This is a genomic window from Paenibacillus camerounensis, assembly GCF_000723885.1.
GTDB classification, from domain to species: Bacteria; Bacillota; Bacilli; order Paenibacillales; family Paenibacillaceae; genus Paenibacillus_AQ; species Paenibacillus_AQ camerounensis.
In genome coordinates this window covers 118,994-140,926 of sequence record NZ_CCDG010000008.1, presented here as the reverse complement: position 1 = coordinate 140,926, position 21,933 = coordinate 118,994, and the positions used below count along the sequence as shown (strand labels likewise).

Sequence of the window (21,933 nt, the reverse complement as noted above, 5' to 3'; positions counted from 1 at the left end):
CCTCTCATTTTGCTCATTCAGCGGCTTCGGCCAGAATCAAAGGCATTTTTGCCCTCCAATTCGCTCATTCAGCGGTTTCGGCCAAAATCAAAGGCATTTTTGCCCTCCATTTCGCCCATTCGGCGTCTTCAGCCAAAATCAAAGGCATTTTTGCCCTCCATTTCGCCCATTCGGCGGCTTCGGCCAAAATCAAAGGCATTTTGCCCTCCATTTCGCTCATTCGGTGGCTTCAGCCAGAATCAAAGGCATCTTTGCCCTCCATTTCGCCCATTCGGCGGCTTCGGCCAAAATCAAAGGCATTTTTGCCCTCCAATTCGCTCATTCGGCGGCTTTAGCCAGAATCAAAGGCATTTTTGCCTCTCATTTCGCCCATTCGGCGGCTTCAGCCAGAATCAAAGGCATTTTTGCCCTCCCCCTTCTTTCACTTCACATAAGAGCAGAGCGTTCCCAGAACACAGCTAATCCGTACCACTCTACTATGCACTCCCTGAATACAAAAAAAACCGGGAACAGCTCCCGGTTCTAATGTCTTGATATCTTAGGGGTTTGTCCCTATTACATACGTCTGATGCTGCATTTACAACAGCTGGCCTACAATGAAGATACCTGCCAGACTACCGGCGTCCGTTTGAGTTGCTCCCCGAGCCAGTCGCGGGCGATCCGCTGGAACATCTCGGCGTCTCCGCTGCAAAAGAACTGGTGAATCGGACTTTCATCCCCCCGGGCCAGCTGGCCTTTGTCATACAAAATCGTACTGATCTCCCGTGCGGTCTCATCCGCCGAGCTGATCAGTTTCACTCCCGGTCCCATTACTTTACCTATCGGCTCTACGAGAAAAGGATAATGCGTGCAGCCGAGAATCATAGTGTCAATAGGCTCGTATTTGATCCCGTTAAGCGATTCCGCAACAGCAATATGGCTTTCCTCTGAACGGAACATACCCTGCTCCACAAAAGGCACCAGCGCCGGACAAGCCTGGCTGACTACCTCCACGAACGGGGACAGCTCCTTGAGCGCAGCAGTATAAGCCCCGCTTTTTATCGTGCCGACGGTGCCGATCACACCGACCCGGCCGGTTTTGGTGGCGCTGATTGCAGCCCGTGCTCCCGGATGGATCACTCCTATGACCGGTATAGACACCTTGGCCGAGATATAATCTAGTGCCGCTGCCGTAGCTGTGTTGCAGGCAATCACTATCATTTTAGGATTAAATTGAATTAAATAGTCAACAATCTGTTCCGTGAACCATTTCACTTCTTCGGTCGAACGGGGTCCGTAAGGGGCACGGGCAGTATCACCAAAATAAATGATTTTTTCCCTGGGAAGCTGTCTCATTACTTCTTTGACAACTGTAAGCCCCCCCACACCTGAGTCTAGTATAGCTATAGCCTGCTGCACGAACACACCGCTTCCTTTTACTTGTTTTGTGTAGCTTATGTAAGGTCATACCCAAGTGTACCTGACTTTTAGCCCCAATTGCAGATAATACTATTTTTACGGCTCCAGTTCAAGGAAGGAATACAAATACCGCCTCCCGCGGGGACGCGGAAGGCGGCTGCAAGCCAGCTATATCAATAGATTCAGCAGCGGGGATACTGTACAGAAGCACAATGTTCCATGCAGCTTAGATTGAGCCGTCCTTGTCATCTATAACAGCATCCTGCAGAACAGCATCGGCGCTATCCTCTGCTGATTCAACTCCGGCATCCGCCACATCCTGTGCATCCTCGGCAGCCGCAGCAATGATCTCTGCAGTGTCTGTCTCATCCAGTCTTACAGCGGCTTCCTCGATCACGATCCCGCTGACGACAGCGATTTCCTCTTCCGCATCAATCTGTGTATATTGCTTGCTCCATTCCTTCACTTCACTCACCACAGATTCTACCGCATCCTTGGCTTTGCCATACAGCTCGCTGCTTTTTTCTCCAGCCGCACCAGCAATATCCGTCACTTTATCAACGGCTGCGGTTGTACCGTCCGCAATGTCCTGACGCAGCTCTTTTCCCGGTTTTGGGGCAAACAGCAGCGCCGTTACAGATCCGACTACACTGCCGGCCAGAATTCCCCACAGCAAGCTTTTGGTATCCTTTTTCATCTTCAATCTCTCCTCTGGATTCAAAGTGCCTCTGCCCGTCATCCCCGGGCGTTCGCCTAGTTCTGCTATATCATAAGCATAGAGAGTATGTCCTGTGACTGCTTCAGGAAGACTTTTCTAATGTTTTGTCCCGCTTAGCCGGAGGAATCGGCGTTATGGCATACCGGCAGGAATGGCCGCCTTCCGCCATACATTCGCTGCGTGTAACCTTTGCCCCCAGCAGCTCCTCGAACAGACTCTGCTCACATTGGCAGGCCTTGCGGTACTGGGAAGCAACCTGCCGGATGGGACAATTGAATTCCTGCATGACAAAAGTGCCGTCTTCCTCCTTGTTCCACTCCGCCATATATCCGCCGGAATTCTGAATCGATGACAGCTCCGCTACCCGCTCCTCAAGACTGCGGTTCTCCATCATCGGAGAATACTGGGCAAGCATCCGCCTGCGCCGGCCTTCAAACAGCAGGTTAACCGCATCGGTACCGTTGTTGTGATCCAGCTCCCGCAGCAGCTCGAGCGCCAGATTGTGATAGGTTTTGGGAAAATGCTCTTCCGCCCGCTCGGTCAGCGAATATACATGCAGCGGGCGGCCCATCGCCTGGCGGACGACTTTCGTCTTGGCCAGTGACTCCTGCTCTAGCTGCAGCACATGCCGGCGGACGCCCATCTCGGTAATTCCCAGCTCCTCTGCCAGCGCGCCAATCGTCAGCGGACCCTTCATTTTGAGCAGCGTCATAATATTTCGTCTTGTCGAACCGCTTTCCTGCCCTTTTTTCATGCTCAGGCACCTCCTCTCTTTACAGATATTATCCGTATATATTCAACCGGCTGCGCGTTAAAACCGGACTCAGACCGGCAATTGTGCCCCAAGCTCCTGATCCAGATACCTCCGTACTTCTGCGGCAAAACAGTCCAGAATATCCGGAAGCTGCGCGGTAAGGTGGTGCAGCCTGCTGCGGTCCCAGATATAATAATCCTGCACCAGCGGCTTGCGGAGCCCGACCAGTTCAATAAGCACAGCGTAAATTCCGCTGTCTCCGAGCACCTTTTCTTCGTTGATAATCGAGATGATATCCTCGTAGCTGCCGGCATCGCGCATGATGAAGCCGTCGATCAGACAGCTTCCGACATCCGTCACTACCTCAATTGCCAGATGCAGGCAGCGCTCCTGTACCAGCCCTTTAATAATACCGCCGTCCCAGGAATCCGCAGCACTGCGCAGACCGGTGCCTATTGCGGGAATCTGATCCAGTATATTCTCAATTTGCTTGCGGTTAACATAGTACACAGCTGAACCCTCCTGGTAGTAAGGTGGTATGGAAGAACGATAATGTGCTATACTTACTTGCCGCGCCTGCCGCGGCGCTTCAGCCAGAATAACATAATGAAACAGGCAGCCAGAAAAACGATCAGATAGGTTAATGCTTCCATCGGATACTCAAGCTCACGCATGTACATCACCGCTTCCGGTATCAGATTTCGTAATCAACCGCGATTGAAAGCTCCTTGACCTCATTAATGTGTGCAATGACTTCCTTGTGGGCAGGATGAACCTGATAAGCCTGCAGATCGTCAAGTGAAGCAACCGTGGTGACAAGCGCGATATCAAAGGAACGCTCCGAATGAATAACATCGGCTCCGACCTCAATCGAAAGCAGCTGCGGGATCTTTCCTTCCATGTTGCGGAGCACGCCGACTGTAGTTGCGACACTCTCCGGTGAACGGTCCTTCAATTTGAAAAATACGATATGTTTAATCATCTGATTCGCTCCCTGCAGACAGTTTTGTATTTTGGATTACTAAAAATATATCATAACGGCAACACTTCTGAAAGAAACTTAACCCTCATGTCAGCAATTACAGCATTAACCATTGCAGCGCAAAGGAAAGTATTGTAGTATAACGTTAAAAATTCGGAGGAAGTATGCCTAAGAATCAACAAGAACCTCATAAAATTCAGGCTTGGTCTCTGATCAACCGCAAATATCTTGGACAAGGCGTACGTGTAAAACGGTTCCGCAGACCCAAGCGCAGCCAGATCCGCAACCGGGTTCTGCTGGCAATCCTCATGGCAAAGGACATCAAATTGTCCAAGCTTGCAGAAGAGCTCTCCGTGTCCTCGCGCAGTGTAAGCGCCTGGGTGTACGAGGGCCGCATCCCTTCCAGAAACAATCTGGACAAGGTATGCCGTCTGCTGGGTTATCCGTCCCATATTTTGTTCAACGAGGCACTCCTGCGGCAAAGTCCGATTGTATGCCAGCCTACCCCTTCACGTTTTATGAAAAGAACGCTTGCCCACTCACCGCAGAACAACACGATTCTGACAGGGCTGTGCATGGTGTATGACTTTTCAGTAACCGATGTCAGCATCTGGATCGGCGTCCATCCGGGCACCTTCCGCAAATGGCTGCACCACTGTCATCTTCCGACCCTTGCCCTGCAGGAAAAGGCCGAAAGCTTCTTCCGCATTCCGCGGCATATTCTGTTTGCCGATTGTGAGCTGCGATAGCAGGCAGAGCGCCGGATGAACCTTTACTTCTAAGCGATGATCCTACTTAAGGCCCTCCTTGCAAGACAGACAAGGAGGGCCTATTGACGTCTTGTTCGATCAGCCTATTTTATGTGCGATAAGGTACCGCAGTATGTATTCATGGGCTCCGCCCCGGCTGCTCTGCAGCCGCTCAACGAATGACCCGCTCTCAATAATCTCTGTCCCGGCAAAATGGCTTCTTAAATCAGCATCGCTAAAAAAGTGGGCGTATTTCCCTTCCTTGTACTCAAAGGTTCCCGGTTCAAGCCTGCGGCCGCAGCCGTTATTCGGGTCCTCATCGGAAAAACTGGTGAAATACAGCAGGCCGCCGGGACGCACCTGGGCAAGAGATGCCTCAATCAGCCGCCTGCGCTCCTCCTCCAAGAATAAGTGGAGCACATCATAGCAGTATACAGCATCGACCTGCGTGCTCAGCTGCTGCTCCAGCGCCGAACCGGCTATAAAATGCGTTGCAGGGTCCCATTCCTCCGCCAGCTCCAGCGCCTCTGCGCTTAATTCAATGCCATAGGTGGTGAATCCGGCTGAGAATACTTTAGTATTGCGCCCGTAACCGGCACCTGGGACCAGCACGGAGCCCAGTCCGGCCGCACGGAACACCTCACTTGCCTGCTCTGCTGAAGGGCTGGGCTGGCTTCCCCAGATCATCCCTTCCCGGGCAAAGCGCCCGCTCCAATATTGCGACATAGTAATCTCCTTTCTAAGATAAATACTAGTCTCTGACTCTATACCAGTACTGATAAATCTCTTTGTAGCCCAGCTTGTCATATAAAGCGGAAGCGGCGGCATTCGCCAGCACCACCTGCAAAAAAGAAGCTGTTGCCCCCTGAGCCTGTCCCCATTGCAGCAAGCCCAGGATCAGCTCCTCTGCCAGACCCTGTCTGCGGTATCCGGGAGCTGTAACAATATCATACAGCCCGATATATCCATGCTGAATGATACCTAGCCCGCAGGCCGCCAGCTCACCGTCCTTGTAGAGCAGAGCATATCCATGCTGCAGAGATGAGGCGCCCAGCATCCGGCACAAGGTACTCCGCTGTGCTCCGGACAGCCCTGTCTGCTGTGAGAACGCTTCGATCCACTCTTCCTCCAGCCGCTCCCTGATAACTAAAGTGTGTCTGCTCTGCACCGGCGGCAGCTGTTCCAGTTCAAGCATACGGACCGAGGACGGGCTGTCTTCACGGTAGCCCAGCTCACTTAACAGGTGATCCAGTCCGGCGGGTCTTGAGTACGGAGTAATTTTGAATACGGTCTGAAGCTCCGCCTGACCGTAATAGTGCTCGGCAAGTCGGATTTTTTGTTGCACCTCAAGGCTCCCGGCATGCCCCTCCGGTCCGTATAACGGATTAACCGAATTGGAACGTTTTGTATAACCTGAAGCCGTGCGCAGAATCCAGCCATCCAGCAGCACACTCTGTTCCGCCGGCCAGGTATTCAGTGATATTTCTTCAATATTTTTGTACAATGCCTCGGACTCCTTTCCGTTTCTAGCTCCGTTTGCTGCGCATCGCATTCAGCAGGGTCAGCCCGTTCTCCGCTTCGGATGTGAACTTATCATATTCCGGCGACTCTTTGCCGTAGATGGCGATTTTGCCCGCTGCATCATAATGGATTCCCCAGCCGTAGCGCTTTGGCAGCATGGAGGCACGCAGGCAGGGGTGTTTTTTGGAGAACAGTCCGGCCCATATTTCCGTTTTGCGGGTGAGGCGCTCTTCCCTGGGAATTTGCTTGTGGCGCACATGCACCTCATACAGCAGCTCCTCATGATTGTACTTATAGGGACTATCTGCCAGCAGCTCATACTGGATAAGATGTGCGGGAGGCAGCGCCTTTGCGCTCACCGGAACGGTCCCTGTCTCTACCGGACAATCCTCCGAGACACGGATGAATGTATTGATGTAGCTCATATGTCGGCCTCCTTTTTATATAAGGGACTGTAGTGCCTTTATCATAACCCAAGGAGATGAGCCGGCAAAGTGAATAAAAATACAACACAAACAGCCGCTCCCGTTATTTTGGGGAACGGCCTTATATGCTAACAGCAGGTCTATGAATCGGCTCTGCTTAGACCTACCAGCTGGATTTGGTTACACCGGGAATCTGGCCCTTAAGCGCAAGTTCACGGAAAATAATCCGCGATACCTTAAATTTACTCAGGTAGCCTCTGGGCCGGCCTGTAACGGCGCATCTGTTCTTTTGGCGTGCCGGCGAGGAGTCGCGGGGCAGCTTTTGCAGGGCCGCGTAATCTCCCTTTTCCTTCAGCTCTGCGCGTTTATCCGCGTATTTGGCGGCAAGCTCCTGGCGTTTAAGCTCTTTTACAACTTTTGATTTTTTGGCCAAACATGTTCAGCTCCTTTCCTGATTCTAATGAATGTCAGCCGCGGAAGTCATCCTTCCGCCTATTCGTTCAAGGCCTTCTTAAGGGCTTCCAGGTTCTGGCGCATAATCGCGATATAGTCGAGACCTCTGCTGCGGTCCTCTTCTGTCAGACCTTCAACCGGATTCAGTACAGCCGCCTTAGCTCCTATTTCCTGGGCAATAGTCTCAGCGACGCTGGAAGAGATCAGTGTTTCAAAAAAGATCGTTTTTACATCGTTTGCTTTGGCGAATTCAATAATACCTGCCATCTGTGCAGCAGAAGGCTCCTGCTCAGGAGACAGGCCGGCAATCGGCACCTGAGTCAGTCCGTACTCTCTGGCCAGATAGCCGAACGCTGCATGCTGCGTGATGAAATCCTTACGTTTCGTGTTAGAGAGGCCGTCTTTGAAATCCCGGTCAAGCTGCTCCAGCTTAGCCGCATAGCTGTCAGCGTTCGCTTTAAAAGCTGCTGCGTGATCAGGAGATGCTGCAGCCAGTGCAGCCTCAATGTTGCGAACCTCCCTGATAGCCAGGGCCGGGGACAGCCAGACATGGGGATCAAGACCGCCATGGTCGTGGTTGTGCTCGTCTGCGCCATGGGCTTCTTCCCCGTGCCCGTGGTCATGCTCATCAGTGCCATGGGCTTCTTCGCCGTGCCCGTGCTCATGCTCATCAGTGCCATGGGCTTCTTCCCCGTGGTCATGGTCATGCTCATCAGCGTCATGGGCTTCTTCCCCGTGCCCGTGGTCATGCTCATCAGTGCCATGGGCTTCTTCGCTGTGCCCGTGGCTGTGGCCGGCCTCTTCTTCTTCAGCGCCTTCCATAATATCCAGCCCTTTGCTGGCCTCCACAGTGATCAGCTTGCTGCCTGAAGCGCTGTCCAGCACCTGTCCGGTCCAGCTTTCCATGCCTGCACCATTATAGATCAGTATATCTGCATCGGTGATACGGGCCATGTCCTGTGCAGTCGGCTCCCAGTCATGCGGCTCAATACCGGCTGGTACCAGCAGCTCTACATCAGCAAGATCGCCGGCAATATTTTTTGTGAACTCATACATCGGGTAGAAGCTTACTTTTATGTCCAGCTTGCCTAACGAATCTGCTGAGGCATTGGCAGCGGCGGATGTATCTGAAGTACCTGTAGCATGTATATCAGCCGCATTGCCTGCAGGATTGTTGTTACTTCCGCAGCCTGAGGCAATGAGTACAGCAGACAGGGCCAAAACGGTAAGATGACGGGTTCTGATCTTTAACAAGATGGATAGACACTCCTATTCTCCAGTGAATTCTATATTTAATTAACGGTATCCCTGCTGTGCAGCGGGCTCCGGTATTGTCTACGGCGGCGTTTCAGTCTGGCCAGCTTCTGTAACGATATGGCTGCCAGCAGAAACAGCAGCAGGATCAGGGCAATCGTGCCTCCGGGAGGCGTATTGATATAGTAGGAAGCGGTTAGACCGCTGAACACGCCCAGCAGACCGGTCGAGACCGCAATCAGAATTGCAGCCGTAAAGCCTGAAGCAAGGCGCAGCGCGATAGATGCAGGCAATACAATTAACGCGGACACCAGCAGCACTCCAACTACCGGCATTGCAGCCGCAACAGTCATTCCGGTTAACACTGCGAACGAAAAGGACAGCAGTCCTGTGCGTACCCCGCTAATGCCGGCGGTCTCCTCGTCAAAGGTCAGGCTGTATAAAGGCCGGCGCAGAACAGTGAAATAGATCAGCCCGGCAGCGGTAACTAGCGCAATCAGTTTAAGCTGGGTACCGCTGACAGCAACTATGGAGCCGAACAGGTAGGAGCTGAAGCTTTTGCTCAAATTCTGCCTCAGGCTCATCAGAACAACCGCCAGTGCCAGTCCCGAGGTCATGATGATGGCTACCGGCAGCTCACTGTATGTCCGGTAGGAACGGCGCAGCTGCTCGATGATGATTCCGCCGGCAACCGCAACGGCAAAACCGCTAAGCGCAGGATTCAGCCGGAGCACAGAGCCAAGCGCTACGCCGGCCAGCGACACATGCGACAATGTATCGGCCATCAGCACCTGCCGGCGCAGCATCAGGTAGACGCCGAGGAGCGGTCCGATGATGCCGATCATTCCTCCTGCCCAAAACGCACGCTGCATGAATTCGTAACCAAACACGTCCATCCCTCCCTCTCCCTGCGCTCCAGGTTAATCACACTGTCCAGATAGCTGCCCGCTTCTTCCTGTCCATGCGTAACCATGATAACTGTCCGTTTATGTACACTTACGTAGTGCCGCATCAGCTTATATAATCCGGCGCGGCTAGCAGCGTCCATTCCCGTCGCCGGTTCATCCAGCACCAGCACCTGCGGCTCCTGGGCCAGCGCACGGGCGATACAGATCCGCTGCTTCTGTCCGCCCGACAGCTCACCAATTCTGCGGTTACGGTAGTCCCACATCTCCACCTGCCTCAGACAACGCTCCACCAGCTCCTCTTGTTCCTTGGTGAACCGGCGGAACAATCCAAGCCTACCATAGCAGCCGGACCGCACCAGTTCACGCACGGAGCTCGGAAACCCTGTGTTAAACGAAGCAACCTGTTGTGGAACATAACCTATTTCCAGTCTGCCGCCGGCTGCTATTTCCTGATTCAAAGTCACTGTCCCGCTCCACGGCCGCAGCAGGCCCAGCATCAGCTTGAGCAGTGTGGTTTTGGCTGCCCCGTTCGGTCCGGTAATACCGATGAACTGCCCGGCTTCAATATCCAGCGTGAGGCGGTCGATTACCGGCTCTTCCCCGTAACCAAACACTACATTACGCATTGATGAGAGAATCATGGTACCGCCTCCGTTCGTTTGCGAAGATGCCGCATCCTGCCATTTGCTTTTACATACATATGCGCACTGAAGACCTGGCACTCACCTTGAGCCTGACAGGCTAAGGCTACTCCTGCCCGGCAGCCAGCAGTTCCTCCGCTACCCAGGGCAGCGGATTATTAAACTGCTCCCAGTCCTGTTCCGTCTCCTCCGGGGTCAGGAGGCATCTGTCGAGCCGGGCTTCCAGCGCGGCACGGTCCATACCAATACCGATGAACACGATCTCGTTCATCCGGTCGCCCCACTGCTCATCCCATCTGGCCTGTACATCAGGCTCGGTTGCCAGCACCTCCCGCTGCTGTGCCTCCGGCAGTGTCGCCAGCCAGTAGCCGGCCGGTCCGAACTGGATCGACGGTCCGGCCTGGCTCAAGCTTGCCGCCAGATCGCCCTTCGCGGCAATCCATACCAGACCCTTAGCCCTCACCACCTCTTCCGGCCAGTTGCTGAAGAAGAAGCTGAGCCGCTGCGGGTGAAACGGTGTTCTGCGGCGGTAGACAAAGGAGGCGATACCGTATTCTTCCGTCTCAGGTGTATGGTCCTCCTTATTCAGCTCGGCGATCCAGCCTGAGGACATGCTTGTCTTCTCAAAGTCGAACCGGCCCGTGTTCAGAATCTCCTTCGGATCAACCACACCTTTGACGGTACGGATAATCTTGGCGGATGGCTGTAATCTGCGCAGCACAGCCTCCAGCTTGTTCAGCTCCTGCTCCTCGACCAGATCGCATTTGTTAAGCAGCAGCACATCACAGGTCTCAATCTGGTCGATCAGCAGATCGACAATGTCACGGAAATCACCTTCGCCTGCAGTCATGTTGCGGTCGAGCAGGCTGTCTCCCGAGGCAAAATCATGCCAGAAGCGGTTAGCGTCAACCACAGTAACCATCGTATCCAGCCGGGCCAGCTCAGTCAGATCAATATCCAGCTCCGGATTGGCGTAAGTAAAGGTCTGAGCGACAGGCACCGGCTCGCTGATGCCTGAGGATTCGATCAGGATATAATCGAACCGCCCTTCAGCAGCCAGCTTACTTACCTCACGCAGGAGATCATCACGCAGCGTACAGCAGATGCAGCCGTTGGACATTTCCACCAGTGTCTCCTCTGTACGAGACAGCGTGTTGCCTGACTTAACCAGATTCGCATCCACATTAACCTCACTCATGTCATTGACGATTACCGCCACCTTAAGCCCTTCCCGGTTCTGCAGGATATGGTTGAGCAGGGTTGTCTTGCCGGAGCCAAGGTATCCGCTCAGCACTGTAACAGGTATTTTTTTCATTGTTCCGCTCCTTAGTGTAGGTTTATTGAACAGCCGTCGGCCTGGCCGGCGAACAATCAGCGTGTCTCACGGTGCAGGGTAACGCGCTTCAGACGCGGGGAATACTTCTTCATTTCCAGACGCTCCGGATTATTTTTCTTATTCTTGACAGTGGTATAGTTGCGGTCACCTGTTTCAGTGCAGGCCAATGTAACGACTACTCTCACAGTATTCAGCTCCTTTTGCTTATTCGTAATTATTACGGTTTACACATCATACAGGCTTCTCCAATCAAATGTCAACCGTCCGTTGCTAAAAAAATTTCTAGCAGCACCGCACTCACTCTCTCAAAAAGATGGTCTTTCTGCCCGCGGCGGCACGTATAGATGGAATTATGAAACTATGATTCTTGCAGTGATTCATAATAAATAAAAGCGGGAGTTTGGACCATGAAGATACCGGTGATGATATTGAGCGGCTTTTTGGGGAGCGGGAAGACAACCCTCCTGCTCACCCTGCTTAAGGAGAGCAAGGCGCGGGGACTCAGCCCCGGAGTTGTGATGAATGAGCTGGGGAAACGGGATGTAGACGGATATATTCTGCAGGAGCAGACCGGGGCCAATGTGGAAAAGCTGCTGGACGGCTGTGTCTGCTGCAGCCGCAGAGAAGATCTGCCGCGCAGCATGAACGCCGTACTCGCAAGGCGGCCGGATATTATCTATATCGAGCTGACCGGCGTTGCCGATCCCGAGGAGATCGCCCTGACCCTGCAGGAGCTGCCGCTTAGCGAAAAAGTACATCTGCACTATACCGTTACCGTGCTGGATGCAGAGAATGTACTGGAGTATAACAGCCGCTTCTCATCAGACAAGCAGCTGGTTCGTACCCTGCGCAAGCAGTTGGCCGGTGCCGATCTGCTGATTGTTAACAAATCAGACCTTGTCGATCCGGAGCGGCTGTGGAGAATTGAAAAGACAGTCCGTAAATACAACACCGAATCGGAAATTGTGTTCACCCATTACAGCGAGATTAATCTTGGTCCCGTACTGGACGGAATTACCCCCCAGCAGCCGCGTGCTGCAGCCGCACAGCGGCGGGCGCTTCCTGTCAGCAGTGCTCCGCTCAAGCGCATGCCGACGGGACAATCTTCCGGGGCAACAGCCCTGCAGGAGCGGGAAGCGGGCACCTCAGGTTCCTATTCCCAGGTATCTGCCGTCACACTTACCTTTCCGCAATCTGCCGCGCAAGGGATATCTGCAGAGACGCTGGAAGCTTTCTTCCGTGAATGCGGCAGCAGCCTGCTAAGAGCCAAAGGCCATGTCCGTCTGGCCGGCCGGGAACAGGAGCTGCAGCCTGTCCAGCTGGTCCAGTTCGCCGGAAGCCGCATCAGCTGGGAGGAATCCAGATATCCCGGCCAGTCCTATATCGTATTTATCGGCCTGGGCCTTGAAGAGCAGCGTCTGACGGAGCGCTGGTCCAGGCTGTTCGGCTGAAGCAATGAGACGGGAAGGAGCCTGACAACGCCTTGACTATCTTTTCACCGTTCAAACTGCTGCCGCTGCTTATTCCCGCCGTGTTCCTGATCATCCTCGGCGTAGTCTGGCTGCCTGCCCATCCGGAGCTGCTGGACAACTCATATCTGCACAGCTTCAAAACCGCCTTTATCGGAATCCTGCTGGAGGCCCTGCCGTTCGTGCTGCTCGGCGCCCTGCTCTCCTCTCTATTGCGTGTATTCGTGCCGGACGAATGGATCTCGCGCTGGATTCCGCGGCGTCCGGTGCCGGCAATCCTGTTCGGCTGTCTGCTCGGCATTCTTTTTCCCGTCTGTGAATGCGGAATGATTCCGCTGGTCCGCCGGCTGATGCAAAAAGGAATGCCGCTGTATGTCGCGGTCGTATTTATCCTCTCAGGGCCCATATTGAATCCTGTTGTGTACGGGGCCACGCTGACCGCCTTCCGCACGCATCCCTGGCTGGCTTACGCACGGATGGGACTGGCTTTTGCCGTTGCTGCTGCTATCGGATTCATCATATACGCCACCGTAACGAAATCACCGCTGCGGCTGTCCATCAGACGCGAAACCGGAGAACCGCACCGGCTCAGTACCCGCGGGGGCAGATTTGTCTCTGTGCTGGTGCATACCTCGGATGAGTTTTTTGAAATGGGCAAATATTTAATCATCGGCTGCCTGCTGACCTCCGGCATTCAGTCCTTCATGGATCACGGCAGTCTGGAAGCAATCGGCGGGATGCCGCTGGGCTCTTACCTGTTCATGATGGGTCTCGCTTTCGTGCTGTCGCTGTGCTCCACTTCAGATGCCTTTGTGGCCGCCACGTTCCTGCATACGTTTCCGGCCGGTTCCCTGCTTGCCTTCATGGTGCTTGGACCGATGCTGGATTTCAAAAATTCGCTGATGCTGCTCTCACTGTTCAAAACCAGATTCGCCTTGTATCTGTTTTTTCTCATCTTCGCAGCTGTATTCACCGGTTCAGTGCTGGCTTCACTCTGGCTCTAGTACACCTTACAGGAGGTCCCCATGAATGATCCGCGAAGCATACGCGTCCATTATCTGCTCAGGGCGGTCCTTCTGCTCGGCTTTGCACTCTACATCGCCCATTTAAGCCAGCAGGACGCGCTGCACTATTATGTAGCTCCCAAGCTGGCACGCTGGATCAGGCTTTGCCCCGTACCGCTGGCGCTGATGGCGGCCAGTCTCGGAATACAGGCATTGTTCGGAAAAAGCAGCGCCTTGTGTGACTGCGAGCATCAGCTGCCCCGCTCCCTGTTCAGGAGCACCGCCTTATACGGCCTGTTCCTGTTTCCGCTGCTGCTTGGCTTTGTGCTGCCGGACCGGGCACTGGGCAGCGCTGCCGCTGCCAGAAAGGGGATCTCCTTAACCTATATTGCACCGGAAGAAGGCAGCGGAGAGCGGTTTACGGCTTCCAATCCCTATCAGGAGGAATTCGCCGGGCTTGCAGGCAGATTGTATAAGCAGCCTGTGATCACTGTGCATCCGGAGATTTTTTCCGAGACCTTCGGAGCTATCGACCTGTACAAGGAGCAGTTTGAAGGCAAGCAGATCAAAGTATCCGGCTTCCTGTACAAAGGCCAGGGCACAGACGGGGGTTCCTTTGCAGTCAGCCGCTTTCTGGTGCAGTGCTGTACGGCAGACGCTACACCCTTCGGCATCCTGCTTGATCCGCAGACGCAAATAAGCCTGCCCGCAGACACCTGGATTGAGGTGCAGGGCAAGCTTCATGTTGCGCAGTATCAAGGTAAAGCTGTAGTCCAAATTACGCCGGAGCATGTAACTCCGATCCTCCAGCCCGATACTCCTTACGTGTACTCCAATGCCGATTCAATAGCCGCCTGGGAGCAGATCAGCGGCGCTCCGGCAGAAGCCGGGGCTAAATAACCGCATCCAGCTCATCGTCGTTGTCAATGGAGGACCCGGGATTTACGACCTCAACCATCAGCCTGGCCGGAATACAGATAATCTGCTGCTTCGGCCTGGAGATAAACCCCATATCCAGCGCGATCGGGAGGGGGGCATCCGAATAGGTCATCTGAATCCCGTAATCGTATACCTTAAGAATGTTATGGCCGTATTTGGTTTGAATATCAAGGGTCTGCTCCTCTTTGGTCAGAGTGACGGTCTGGTACGGCTTGCCGTTAATTGTAATCACCGCCTGCAGATCCCCCTGCTCATAATGCTCTCCCCGGACATCCAGCCATTTAACCCCGTAGATTCCGCCGGCAAGCAGCAGAACCAGTACAATAATTATAAAATCGCCGCGTTTCATCTTGTTCACTGCTGTTATCCTCTCGCTGCTGTAATTTATACGTAAGTATTACGAATAATATAAATATAGTCAGCAGCGAAAAATTTGTCAACGCTTGGACAGACGCTTTAGTATCTGCCGCAGGACCAGTGTAAGCAGAATATAGATGAGCAGCACCGCAATAAGCGTCACACCCCGTTCTGCAGGTTCTCCGTCCGCAAACAGCACCGGCCCTAATCCAAAAAATGTAACCAGTGCATACAGTAAGCCAAACAGCGTATAGAGGAGCCACTTCATACTACAATCCTCCCCGGATTCAGTTGTCCTACTTATGGAGCTGTGCCGACCACTCCCTGAGCACCCTGTCCAGTTCGTCTGTGAGGATCGGCTTGGAGATGAAATCCTGCATCCCCGCCCTCAGGCACATCTCCTTGTCTTCCTTCTGGGCAAAAGCCGTAGCCGCAATAATTACCGGATACAAGCCATGCTCCTCTCTGATTCGCATAGTAGCCTCTATTCCATCCATCAGCGGCATCTGGACATCCATGAAGACCAGATCATAACGGTGCAGCCGCACAGCCTCCACTGCCTGCAGCCCGTTCAGGGCGGCATCCGCAGCATATCCGCGCTTCTTGAGGTGTGCCTGCAGAATCTGCAGGTTCACCGGATGATCCTCGGCAATCAGGATGGAGAGCGGGCCGAATTCACCGAATGAGTACTCACTCCGCCTGTTCTGAACCGTTACCTGTTCGCCGCCTTCTCCCGCTGAAATAAGCTCCTGGGATAGATCCTGACGCGGGATCAAGGCCTCAATGGTGAAATAGAACTCCGCTCCCTCGCCTTCCCGGCTGTCTACACCGATTGCGCCCCCCAGCAGCTCGACCAGCTTTTTACTGATGGCAAGTCCAAGTCCGGTCCCGCCATACTTGCGGTTTATGGAGGGATGGAGCTGGGAAAAAGACTGGAACAGCATTCCCTGGCTCGCCGGGTCAATGCCGATGCCGGTATCTTTTACGGTGAATTTGAGGATTACTACTCCGGTTTCCAGGGATGTTTCCAGCTTGGCGGACACGCTGACCGAGCCCTCATCTGTGAATTTAACGGCATTCCCGACCAGGTTAATCAGAATCTGGCGCAGCCGCACTTCGTCGGTCACCAGCAGCGGCGGCAGGTCAGGATCAAGCCCGGTATGCAGAACAAGCCCTTTTTCCTTCACCCGCGGGTAAAAGATATCGGCAACATGGGCCATCACCTGCCGGAGATCAACCGACTGCAGCTCAACTGTCATCATTCCCGCCTCTATTTTGCTGAAATCAAGCACCTCGTTCAGAATATGCAGCAGCGAGGCACTGCTTTTATTGATAATCTGAGTGTAATATTCCTGCTCTTCGCTCAGCTCTGTGCCCGTCAGCAGATCGGTCATTCCGATAATACCGTTCATCGGCGTACGCAGCTCATGGCTCATGATGGCCAGGAACTCTGATTTAGCCCTGTCCGCCTGTTCGGCTGACTCCTTCGCCCGCACGATTGCCTTTTCCTCGGTAATATCACGGAATACAATTACAGTACCCTTCTGCTCCCCGTTGTCGAACAGCGGAGTCATTCGGTAACGGACCAGGAAGCTGGAGCCGTCCTGGCGCCAGAATACGCCCTCCTTCTCTTCATAGGTCAGGTGTTCGGAGAACCATTCCGGCAGCGTCTTTCCGCCTCCCGGATAGGGATCGCCGTCCAGCCAGGTCTGCTGTATCGCATGCAGCTCAATGCTGCCACCGCTCCGGCCGGAGTCATAACCAAGCATCGCAGAAGCGGCAGGATTAATGAATACCGTCTCCCCCTCCAGACTGATGCCAAATATCCCCTCGGTAACCGAGTTCAGGATCAGCGCATGCTCATAGCTAAGCTTCTCAATCTGCTCCAGATGCCTCTTACGCTCTGTAATATCACTTATAATGGCAAATACACCAGTGACCCTGGAATCCTGCATGATCGGCACATATATCATCCCTACCTCAACCCTATGCCCTTCCCTGCGGATCAGCCTGCTCTCGAACGACTGCGAGATCCCCCCGGCAGCCAGTGTAAAGCGCTCAGCAACATAATCCAGCTCCTCGGGATCAATAAGCTCGCTGTAAGCGGAGTCCAGCAGAGTGTCACGGGAAAAGCCGGTAAGCTGCTGCAGGCTGGTATTCAGCGATTTGACACGGCCGTCAAGAGCCATCGCCAGAATGGCAGACGGATTGTACTCAAACAGCGATTTGTAGCGGTTTTCACTTTCCATCATTTTCTGCTCGTACTGCTTACGATCCGAGACATCCCGGGTTACACCGATGATCTCAGCATTCCCCCCGGTGCCGTAACGAATATGGCGCAGCGTCGTCTCCACCCACAGATAAGAGCCGTCCTTGCACAAAAAGCGGAATTCCATCGGCTCCAGCCTCAGTCCGTCTATGATATCGGCCAGGTACTGTCGCACTTTCAGCAGATCTTCAGGATGGATGTATTCCATCCCCTTGGTCCCCGCCAACTCCTCCGGCGTGTAGCCGAGCATCTGCTGGCAGACCGGCGAAGCATACAGATAAGTGGCATCGCCGTCTGCTGCGTTGCGCGTGATGAAATCCTGGGAGTTCTCTGAAATCAGCCGGTAATTCCGCTCACTCTCCCGCAGCTGTTCTTCCATGTGATGGTGTGCAGTCACATCCTGAACCACTCCGCTGAGTTGCCGGGTCTCCCCCTGATCTCCAAGTACCGCTTCCCAATGGACACTGATACATTTCTCGCCATGCCCGGGCACATTTGCCCGAAAAATCCAGTTTCCGCCTTCACCCGATTCCGCACATCTGGTTAATTCTTTCATTAAGTCCGGCAAGTCATCCGGATGAATCCTGTCAAACACCAGCCCGGGGTCCAAAACGGAGTTCTGCCCGTTATTCCAGGTATGGCCAAATATATGGCGCAATTCTTTTGAAACCTTAAGCTGGCCGTCCGCATAGTCCCACTCCCAGGAGCCCATTTTAGCCAGCAGATGCGCACGGGCCAGCATGTCCTCATACTTTTTACGCTCTGTAATGTCCCGGGCTACGGTCAGCACCTGTATTACTTCCCCTTCAGCATTCCGCATCACCTGGAAGGAGCTTTCGATCCACAGGTAGTTCCCGTTCTTATGCCTGACCCTTCTCGTGAATACATCCTTGTCCGAAAAGAGCTTGCCCGGCTCCCGCATCTCATCGGCATCCTCCTGATGATAATAGTCAGGTCTTTTTTTGCCGAGCATTTCATGCGCCGGATATCCCAGCATCTTCTCCACGGAAGGTGACACATAGATAATTGTCCCCTCGGGATCAGCCAGCGAGATCATATCCGGTGTATTACTGGTAATCAGATTATAGAGGTCATGTTCCTTGTGTATTCTTAGTTCTGCTGCCTTGCGCTCAGTAATGTCCTGCAGTTCAGCGATCATATATATTGGAATTCCTGCAGTTTCGTCCATAACGAGTGACAGGTGGAGTGCGGCCCAGAACATCTCCCCGTTCTTGCGGATAAACCGCTCTTCACTGTCCACTGACGTACCGGGACTCTCCAGCAGGAGTCTTATTATCCGATCCTGATCCTCTTGGTCTCTCTCCTCAGCACACGAAATTTCCAGATAGCGGAGGCCCAGAAATTCCTTCTCTGTATATCCAAACATACGGCACAGTGAAGGATTCGCCAGCTCAATGAGCCCGTCCTTAAGTGAAACGACCGCAAATCCGGAAGAAGACCGCAGGAATAGATTTTTGTAAAGGATATCCGTCAAAGACATTGCCTCCTCTGTAAAATTAAGGGTCTCAACTCTCTTATATTATACCTTTTTTCGGCTAACTTGCCCGGGTTATGAAGCTCCGGAACAAAAGATGACATCTGAATATTAAAAATCCCCAATCACCGGTGTGATTGAGGATAAGGGGCAGGCCAAAGACAAACAAAAAACCCTTCGTTAAGAAGGGTTCATTGTGTATGATGCGGTCAAGAGGACTCGAACCTCCACGATATTGCTATCACTGGCACCTGAAGCCAGCGCGTCTGCCAATTCCGCCATGACCGCATATTATGTATCACAGCGACTCAATCACCGTAATTAAGAATATACTCTCTTTCGGGACAGAATGCAAGAGATTTATTAATTTTTTGGGCAGGCAGAAGAAAAACAATAAAGTTAATTTTCACAAAAACAATCAAATGCCCTTGTTTTATTAATAATATAAATATATATTATCATATAACTTAATAAAGAAAGGAAAATGAAGATGGATTCATTAGATAACAAAATCGTCAGAGCGCTTATGGATAACGGCAGAATAACCTGGTCAGAGCTGGCCGGCCTGCTCAGCCTGTCCTCTCCTGCTGCTGCCGACCGGGTGAGACGGCTGGAGGAGCAGGGAGTGATTAAAGGATACACCGCGCTGATTGATGCAGAATCCGCCGGCTATGGACTCGGGGCGCTGGTCGCAGTCTCACTTGAGCGTCCCGCACACCGGCAGGCTTTTCTTGACCTCGTACAGAAGCTGCCGGAAATTCAGGAATGCCATCATACCGCCGGTGACGATGATTACATTCTGAAAATCCGCTGCCGCGGTACACGGGATCTGGACCGGATTATCAGCGAGGAGCTGAAGAGCCTTCCGGGTATCGTCCGCACCCGTACGACCATTATACTCGGCACACTCAAGGAAACCCCGAATGTTCCCCTGCCTCATAGCGGCAATGAGCCATGATGCACTGGCCCGCACTGCTTAGCGGCCTTGGCTTCGGCTTCCTGATCGCTGCACCGGTCAGCCCCATGTCACTGCTCTGCATGAACCGGACTTTGCAGCAGGGCTTGACCGCAGGGCTGGCTACCGGTGCCGGAATCGCGCTGGCAGATATGTGCTATGCCCTGATTGCAGTAACCGGGTTCCGGGCCGTAAGTGAATTTACTGCTGAATTTGCCCTGCCGCTGAAACTGCTGGGCGCCTTGTTCATTCTGTACCTTGGAGCCAGAGCCTGGCGGCCGGCAGGGGTTGAGGCCTCTGCCGGAGGGGCGCGCAGCGGACGCTTCTACTGCTTCATTTCTTCGTATTTGATAACACTGGCTAACCCTGCCACCGTTGTCAGCTTCATTGCCCTGACAGCTGCCCTGGGCAGCGGAGCCGGAGGCTCGCTGCTCCTCCCGGCCGGCATTGCGCTCGGCTCCTTCGGCTGGTGGCTGCTCCTGAATCTTATAATAGTATGGATCAGGGGCAGGCTCCCCGAGTCCTTCAGCCGTCGCCTTAGCCGGATCTCCGCTGTATTTCTAATCATGTTCAGCGTGTATAGTATTTTCTCTATGGCTGGCTGAATACATTCGCTGACGGCATACTCGGATTATGGATTACCGCAGAATCAGAGTAGCCGCTGCAAAAAGATAAACCAAGGGCGCACGGGGATACGTATCCCGGTGCGCCCTTGGTACTGTCTCTGCCGGTTCTGTCCTTACCGGCCGCCTACAACTTTATTTCTGCCCGCCCCCATGCCGGCAGCGAATAACAGCAGCGCCGCCGCAGCAAGCAGTGCCAGCGGCAGGCTCCAGCTGTCTGTGGCATCATGAAGCAGCCCGAACAGGGCTGGTCCCATCGCCGCCAGCAGATAGCCCACAGACTGTGCCATTCCGGACAGCTCGCTGGCCTCCTGCGCGCTTCTGGTCCGCAGGCTGAAGAACATCATCGCCAGACCGAAGGCAAAGCCGCCGCCGATCCCGATGCAGATGGCCCACAGCACCATCCAGGCTGTGCTGCCAAGCCAGATTCCGAGGATGCCGGTAAAGAACAGGATCGATGTAATAAGTACAAGACCGCGCTGGTTCTTCAGTCTCCCCGCCCACAACGGCACAAAGAAGGTGAAGGGAAGCTGGGCCAGCTGCATCAGTGACAGAATCCAGCCTGCTTGGCTTAAGGACATGCCTCTTTCACTTAAAATGACCGAGAACCAGGAGATCAGCACATAGTAGAGCAAAGATTGCAGCCCCATGAACAGGGTAACCTGCCAGGCGAGCGGCGACCTCCATACGTTCACACCGGATTTTCCGCTCTGGCTTCCGTTACCTTGCACGGAGCCTTTTAACTGGGGTATCCACAAAACAACAGCCGCTGCAGCAATGATAAACCACATCAGCAGCGTTCCGCGCCACCCGAAGCCCGCTTCTCCCGCAAGCGGTACGCTGAAGCCCGAGGCTGCAGCCGCACACAGGTTCATTGAGACTGTATATATGCCGGTCATCAGCCCAATGCGGGCCGGAAATCTCCCCTTGATCAGCCCGGGAAGCAGTACGTTACAGACGGCAATAGCAAGCCCGATAACGGCTGTCCCGGCGAAAAAGGTAGCTGCGCCGGCTGCAGAACGTATGAGTATGCCTGCTGACAATGACAGCATCGCGAGCAGCAGCACCCTGGCCAGCCCGAAGCGGCGGGCCAGCTGCGGCGCAAAAGGTGACAAGAGGGCAAAAGCAAGCAGCGGCAGTGTTGTGATAAACCCCGCCTGCGTATTGGACAGCCCAAGATCGTCGCGGATCAGCTTCAGCAGCGGTCCGACTGATGTAAACGGTGCCCGAAGGGCTGCGGCCACAAAGATTATACCCAGCACGAGCAGCAGTCCGCCGGTGCCGGCCTTAGCAGCGGACATCCCCGGTTTCGCGGATGCCCGGTCTTGCGTACTTACAGACATGATGTTCCTCCTTGTTGCATTGCCGGCAGCCGAAAAGCCGGAGCTTGTCAGCCTATGTAGCCGGATGATCTAACACACATTGTAACATTATAACCTCTGCCCGCCGGAATTGCTTATGTTTTTACCGGACTGCCTCACGTTTATGTAGCACAGCAAACCCGCCGTCCCGGAGGAACGGCGGGTTCAGCTGACCCTAGCCCATCATTATACCCAAAGGGATTTAGAAATGATAACAAGCAGGATGAACAATACCAGAATAGCGCCGGTTGAAGTGAACGGGCTGTATCCGCCGATATTTTCGCTCATGATATCTCCTCCTTTGTCCTTTGAATAGTCATAA

Annotated in this window: 26 protein-coding genes and 1 tRNA gene; 7 read left to right on the top strand and 20 right to left on the bottom strand. The window is 53.7% G+C overall.

Translation table 11 applies throughout. The annotated features are described in order from the left end of the window. Positions 1 to 335: hypothetical protein (locus BN3772_RS31000; protein WP_209443615.1), on the top strand; the 335-nt coding region annotated here is incomplete at its 5' end. Between the two features lie 256 nt (positions 336 to 591). Here BN3772_RS31000 and racE read toward each other — a convergent pair. The 5 genes from racE to BN3772_RS03735 form a co-directional block, all read right to left on the bottom strand. Further along, the gene (racE, locus tag BN3772_RS03755) at positions 592 to 1,398 is read right to left on the bottom strand and encodes a glutamate racemase (RefSeq protein WP_042196793.1); all 807 of its coding nucleotides are present in this window, start codon (positions 1,396 to 1,398) and stop codon (positions 592 to 594) included. 226 nt (positions 1,399 to 1,624) lie between these two features. Beyond that, positions 1,625 to 2,095, bottom strand: a complete 471-nt coding sequence (locus BN3772_RS03750) for a YtxH domain-containing protein (protein ID WP_052380371.1) — start codon at positions 2,093 to 2,095, stop codon at positions 1,625 to 1,627. Between the two features lie 103 nt (positions 2,096 to 2,198). Next, a complete protein-coding gene (locus tag BN3772_RS03745) occupies positions 2,199 to 2,870 on the bottom strand; it encodes a helix-turn-helix transcriptional regulator (RefSeq protein WP_042196791.1) in 672 nt (223 codons plus the stop codon). 69 nt (positions 2,871 to 2,939) lie between these two features. Beyond that, a complete protein-coding gene (locus tag BN3772_RS03740) occupies positions 2,940 to 3,380 on the bottom strand; it encodes a DUF86 domain-containing protein (protein ID WP_042196788.1) in 441 nt (146 codons plus the stop codon). Positions 3,381 to 3,564: 184 nt separating this feature from the next. Next, positions 3,565 to 3,852, bottom strand: coding sequence for a Dabb family protein (locus BN3772_RS03735; RefSeq protein WP_039871943.1), 288 nt, complete (start codon positions 3,850 to 3,852; stop codon positions 3,565 to 3,567). 164 nt (positions 3,853 to 4,016) lie between these two features. Between BN3772_RS03735 and BN3772_RS03730 the strand changes: the two genes are divergently transcribed. Then, a complete protein-coding gene (locus BN3772_RS03730; protein ID WP_042175243.1) occupies positions 4,017 to 4,601 on the top strand; it encodes a helix-turn-helix domain-containing protein in 585 nt (194 codons plus the stop codon). Between the two features lie 99 nt (positions 4,602 to 4,700). On the opposite strand, the gene BN3772_RS03725 is transcribed toward BN3772_RS03730, so the two are convergent. From BN3772_RS03725 to rpmG, 9 genes are all read right to left on the bottom strand, one after another. Then, on the bottom strand, positions 4,701 to 5,327 hold the full coding sequence (locus tag BN3772_RS03725) for a class I SAM-dependent methyltransferase (RefSeq protein WP_042196785.1): 627 nt from the start codon (positions 5,325 to 5,327) through the stop codon (positions 4,701 to 4,703). 25 nt (positions 5,328 to 5,352) lie between these two features. After that, complete coding sequence (locus BN3772_RS03720) at positions 5,353 to 6,105, bottom strand: GNAT family N-acetyltransferase (RefSeq protein ID WP_042196783.1); 753 nt, start codon at positions 6,103 to 6,105, stop codon at positions 5,353 to 5,355. A 22-nt stretch (positions 6,106 to 6,127) separates the two neighbouring features. After that, positions 6,128 to 6,547: a DUF6157 family protein gene (locus BN3772_RS03715; RefSeq protein WP_042196780.1), complete on the bottom strand. Its 420-nt coding sequence runs from the start codon at positions 6,545 to 6,547 to the stop codon at positions 6,128 to 6,130. A 163-nt stretch (positions 6,548 to 6,710) separates the two neighbouring features. Continuing rightward, positions 6,711 to 6,980 (bottom strand): 30S ribosomal protein S14, encoded by a 270-nt coding sequence (rpsN, locus tag BN3772_RS03710; protein WP_042196778.1) that lies wholly within the window; start codon positions 6,978 to 6,980, stop codon positions 6,711 to 6,713. A gap of 59 nt (positions 6,981 to 7,039) precedes the next feature. Next, positions 7,040 to 8,257, bottom strand: a complete 1,218-nt coding sequence (locus BN3772_RS03705) for a metal ABC transporter substrate-binding protein (protein WP_425280410.1) — start codon at positions 8,255 to 8,257, stop codon at positions 7,040 to 7,042. Between the two features lie 35 nt (positions 8,258 to 8,292). Next, positions 8,293 to 9,150, bottom strand: coding sequence for a metal ABC transporter permease (locus BN3772_RS03700; RefSeq protein ID WP_042196773.1), 858 nt, complete (start codon positions 9,148 to 9,150; stop codon positions 8,293 to 8,295). Continuing rightward, complete coding sequence (locus tag BN3772_RS03695; protein WP_042196771.1) at positions 9,096 to 9,803, bottom strand: metal ABC transporter ATP-binding protein; 708 nt, start codon at positions 9,801 to 9,803, stop codon at positions 9,096 to 9,098. The genes BN3772_RS03700 and BN3772_RS03695 overlap by 55 nt, the downstream gene beginning before the upstream one ends. 106 nt (positions 9,804 to 9,909) lie before the next feature. Next, positions 9,910 to 11,118 (bottom strand): GTP-binding protein, encoded by a 1,209-nt coding sequence (locus BN3772_RS03690; protein WP_042196770.1) that lies wholly within the window; start codon positions 11,116 to 11,118, stop codon positions 9,910 to 9,912. Between the two features lie 56 nt (positions 11,119 to 11,174). Further along, positions 11,175 to 11,324, bottom strand: a complete 150-nt coding sequence (rpmG, locus tag BN3772_RS03685) for a 50S ribosomal protein L33 (protein WP_042175225.1) — start codon at positions 11,322 to 11,324, stop codon at positions 11,175 to 11,177. A 222-nt stretch (positions 11,325 to 11,546) separates the two neighbouring features. On the opposite strand from rpmG, the gene BN3772_RS03680 reads away from it, so the two are divergent. Genes BN3772_RS03680 through BN3772_RS03670 form a run of 3 tightly spaced genes read left to right on the top strand, consistent with a single transcriptional unit; the run spans position 11,547 to position 14,512 of the window. Next, positions 11,547 to 12,590: a CobW family GTP-binding protein gene (locus BN3772_RS03680; protein ID WP_042196767.1), complete on the top strand. Its 1,044-nt coding sequence runs from the start codon at positions 11,547 to 11,549 to the stop codon at positions 12,588 to 12,590. 32 nt (positions 12,591 to 12,622) lie between these two features. After that, positions 12,623 to 13,612 (top strand): permease, encoded by a 990-nt coding sequence (locus tag BN3772_RS03675; RefSeq protein WP_042196765.1) that lies wholly within the window; start codon positions 12,623 to 12,625, stop codon positions 13,610 to 13,612. A gap of 21 nt (positions 13,613 to 13,633) precedes the next feature. Beyond that, a complete protein-coding gene (locus BN3772_RS03670) occupies positions 13,634 to 14,512 on the top strand; it encodes a TIGR03943 family putative permease subunit (RefSeq protein ID WP_042196763.1) in 879 nt (292 codons plus the stop codon). On the opposite strand, the gene BN3772_RS03665 is transcribed toward BN3772_RS03670, so the two are convergent. From BN3772_RS03665 to BN3772_RS03650, 4 genes are all read right to left on the bottom strand, one after another. After that, entirely contained in the window at positions 14,505 to 14,900 is a 396-nt protein-coding gene (locus tag BN3772_RS03665) for a NusG domain II-containing protein (RefSeq protein WP_042196827.1), read from the bottom strand. The genes BN3772_RS03670 and BN3772_RS03665 overlap by 8 nt on opposite strands. An 87-nt stretch (positions 14,901 to 14,987) precedes the next feature. Next, complete coding sequence (locus BN3772_RS03660; protein WP_042196761.1) at positions 14,988 to 15,176, bottom strand: DUF6954 family protein; 189 nt, start codon at positions 15,174 to 15,176, stop codon at positions 14,988 to 14,990. 28 nt (positions 15,177 to 15,204) lie between these two features. Continuing rightward, positions 15,205 to 18,672, bottom strand: coding sequence for a PAS domain-containing hybrid sensor histidine kinase/response regulator (locus BN3772_RS03655; protein ID WP_052380369.1), 3,468 nt, complete (start codon positions 18,670 to 18,672; stop codon positions 15,205 to 15,207). Between the two features lie 204 nt (positions 18,673 to 18,876). Further along, positions 18,877 to 18,960: transfer RNA gene (locus BN3772_RS03650), tRNA-Leu, on the bottom strand. 202 nt (positions 18,961 to 19,162) lie between these two features. Here BN3772_RS03650 and BN3772_RS03645 point away from each other — a divergent pair. Next, positions 19,163 to 19,630: an Lrp/AsnC family transcriptional regulator gene (locus BN3772_RS03645; protein ID WP_042196757.1), complete on the top strand. Its 468-nt coding sequence runs from the start codon at positions 19,163 to 19,165 to the stop codon at positions 19,628 to 19,630. Further along, on the top strand, positions 19,627 to 20,232 hold the full coding sequence (locus tag BN3772_RS03640) for a LysE family translocator (RefSeq protein ID WP_086074379.1): 606 nt from the start codon (positions 19,627 to 19,629) through the stop codon (positions 20,230 to 20,232). Before BN3772_RS03645 ends, BN3772_RS03640 begins: the two co-directional genes overlap by 4 nt. A gap of 134 nt (positions 20,233 to 20,366) precedes the next feature. On the opposite strand, the gene BN3772_RS03635 is transcribed toward BN3772_RS03640, so the two are convergent. Together BN3772_RS03635 and BN3772_RS30995 are read right to left on the bottom strand one after the other, a co-directional pair. Next, complete coding sequence (locus tag BN3772_RS03635) at positions 20,367 to 21,593, bottom strand: CynX/NimT family MFS transporter (protein ID WP_042196755.1); 1,227 nt, start codon at positions 21,591 to 21,593, stop codon at positions 20,367 to 20,369. A 204-nt stretch (positions 21,594 to 21,797) separates the two neighbouring features. Next, the gene (locus tag BN3772_RS30995) at positions 21,798 to 21,899 is read right to left on the bottom strand and encodes a dihydroorotate dehydrogenase (RefSeq protein ID WP_197071799.1); all 102 of its coding nucleotides are present in this window, start codon (positions 21,897 to 21,899) and stop codon (positions 21,798 to 21,800) included. Positions 21,900 to 21,933 lie beyond the last annotated feature (34 nt).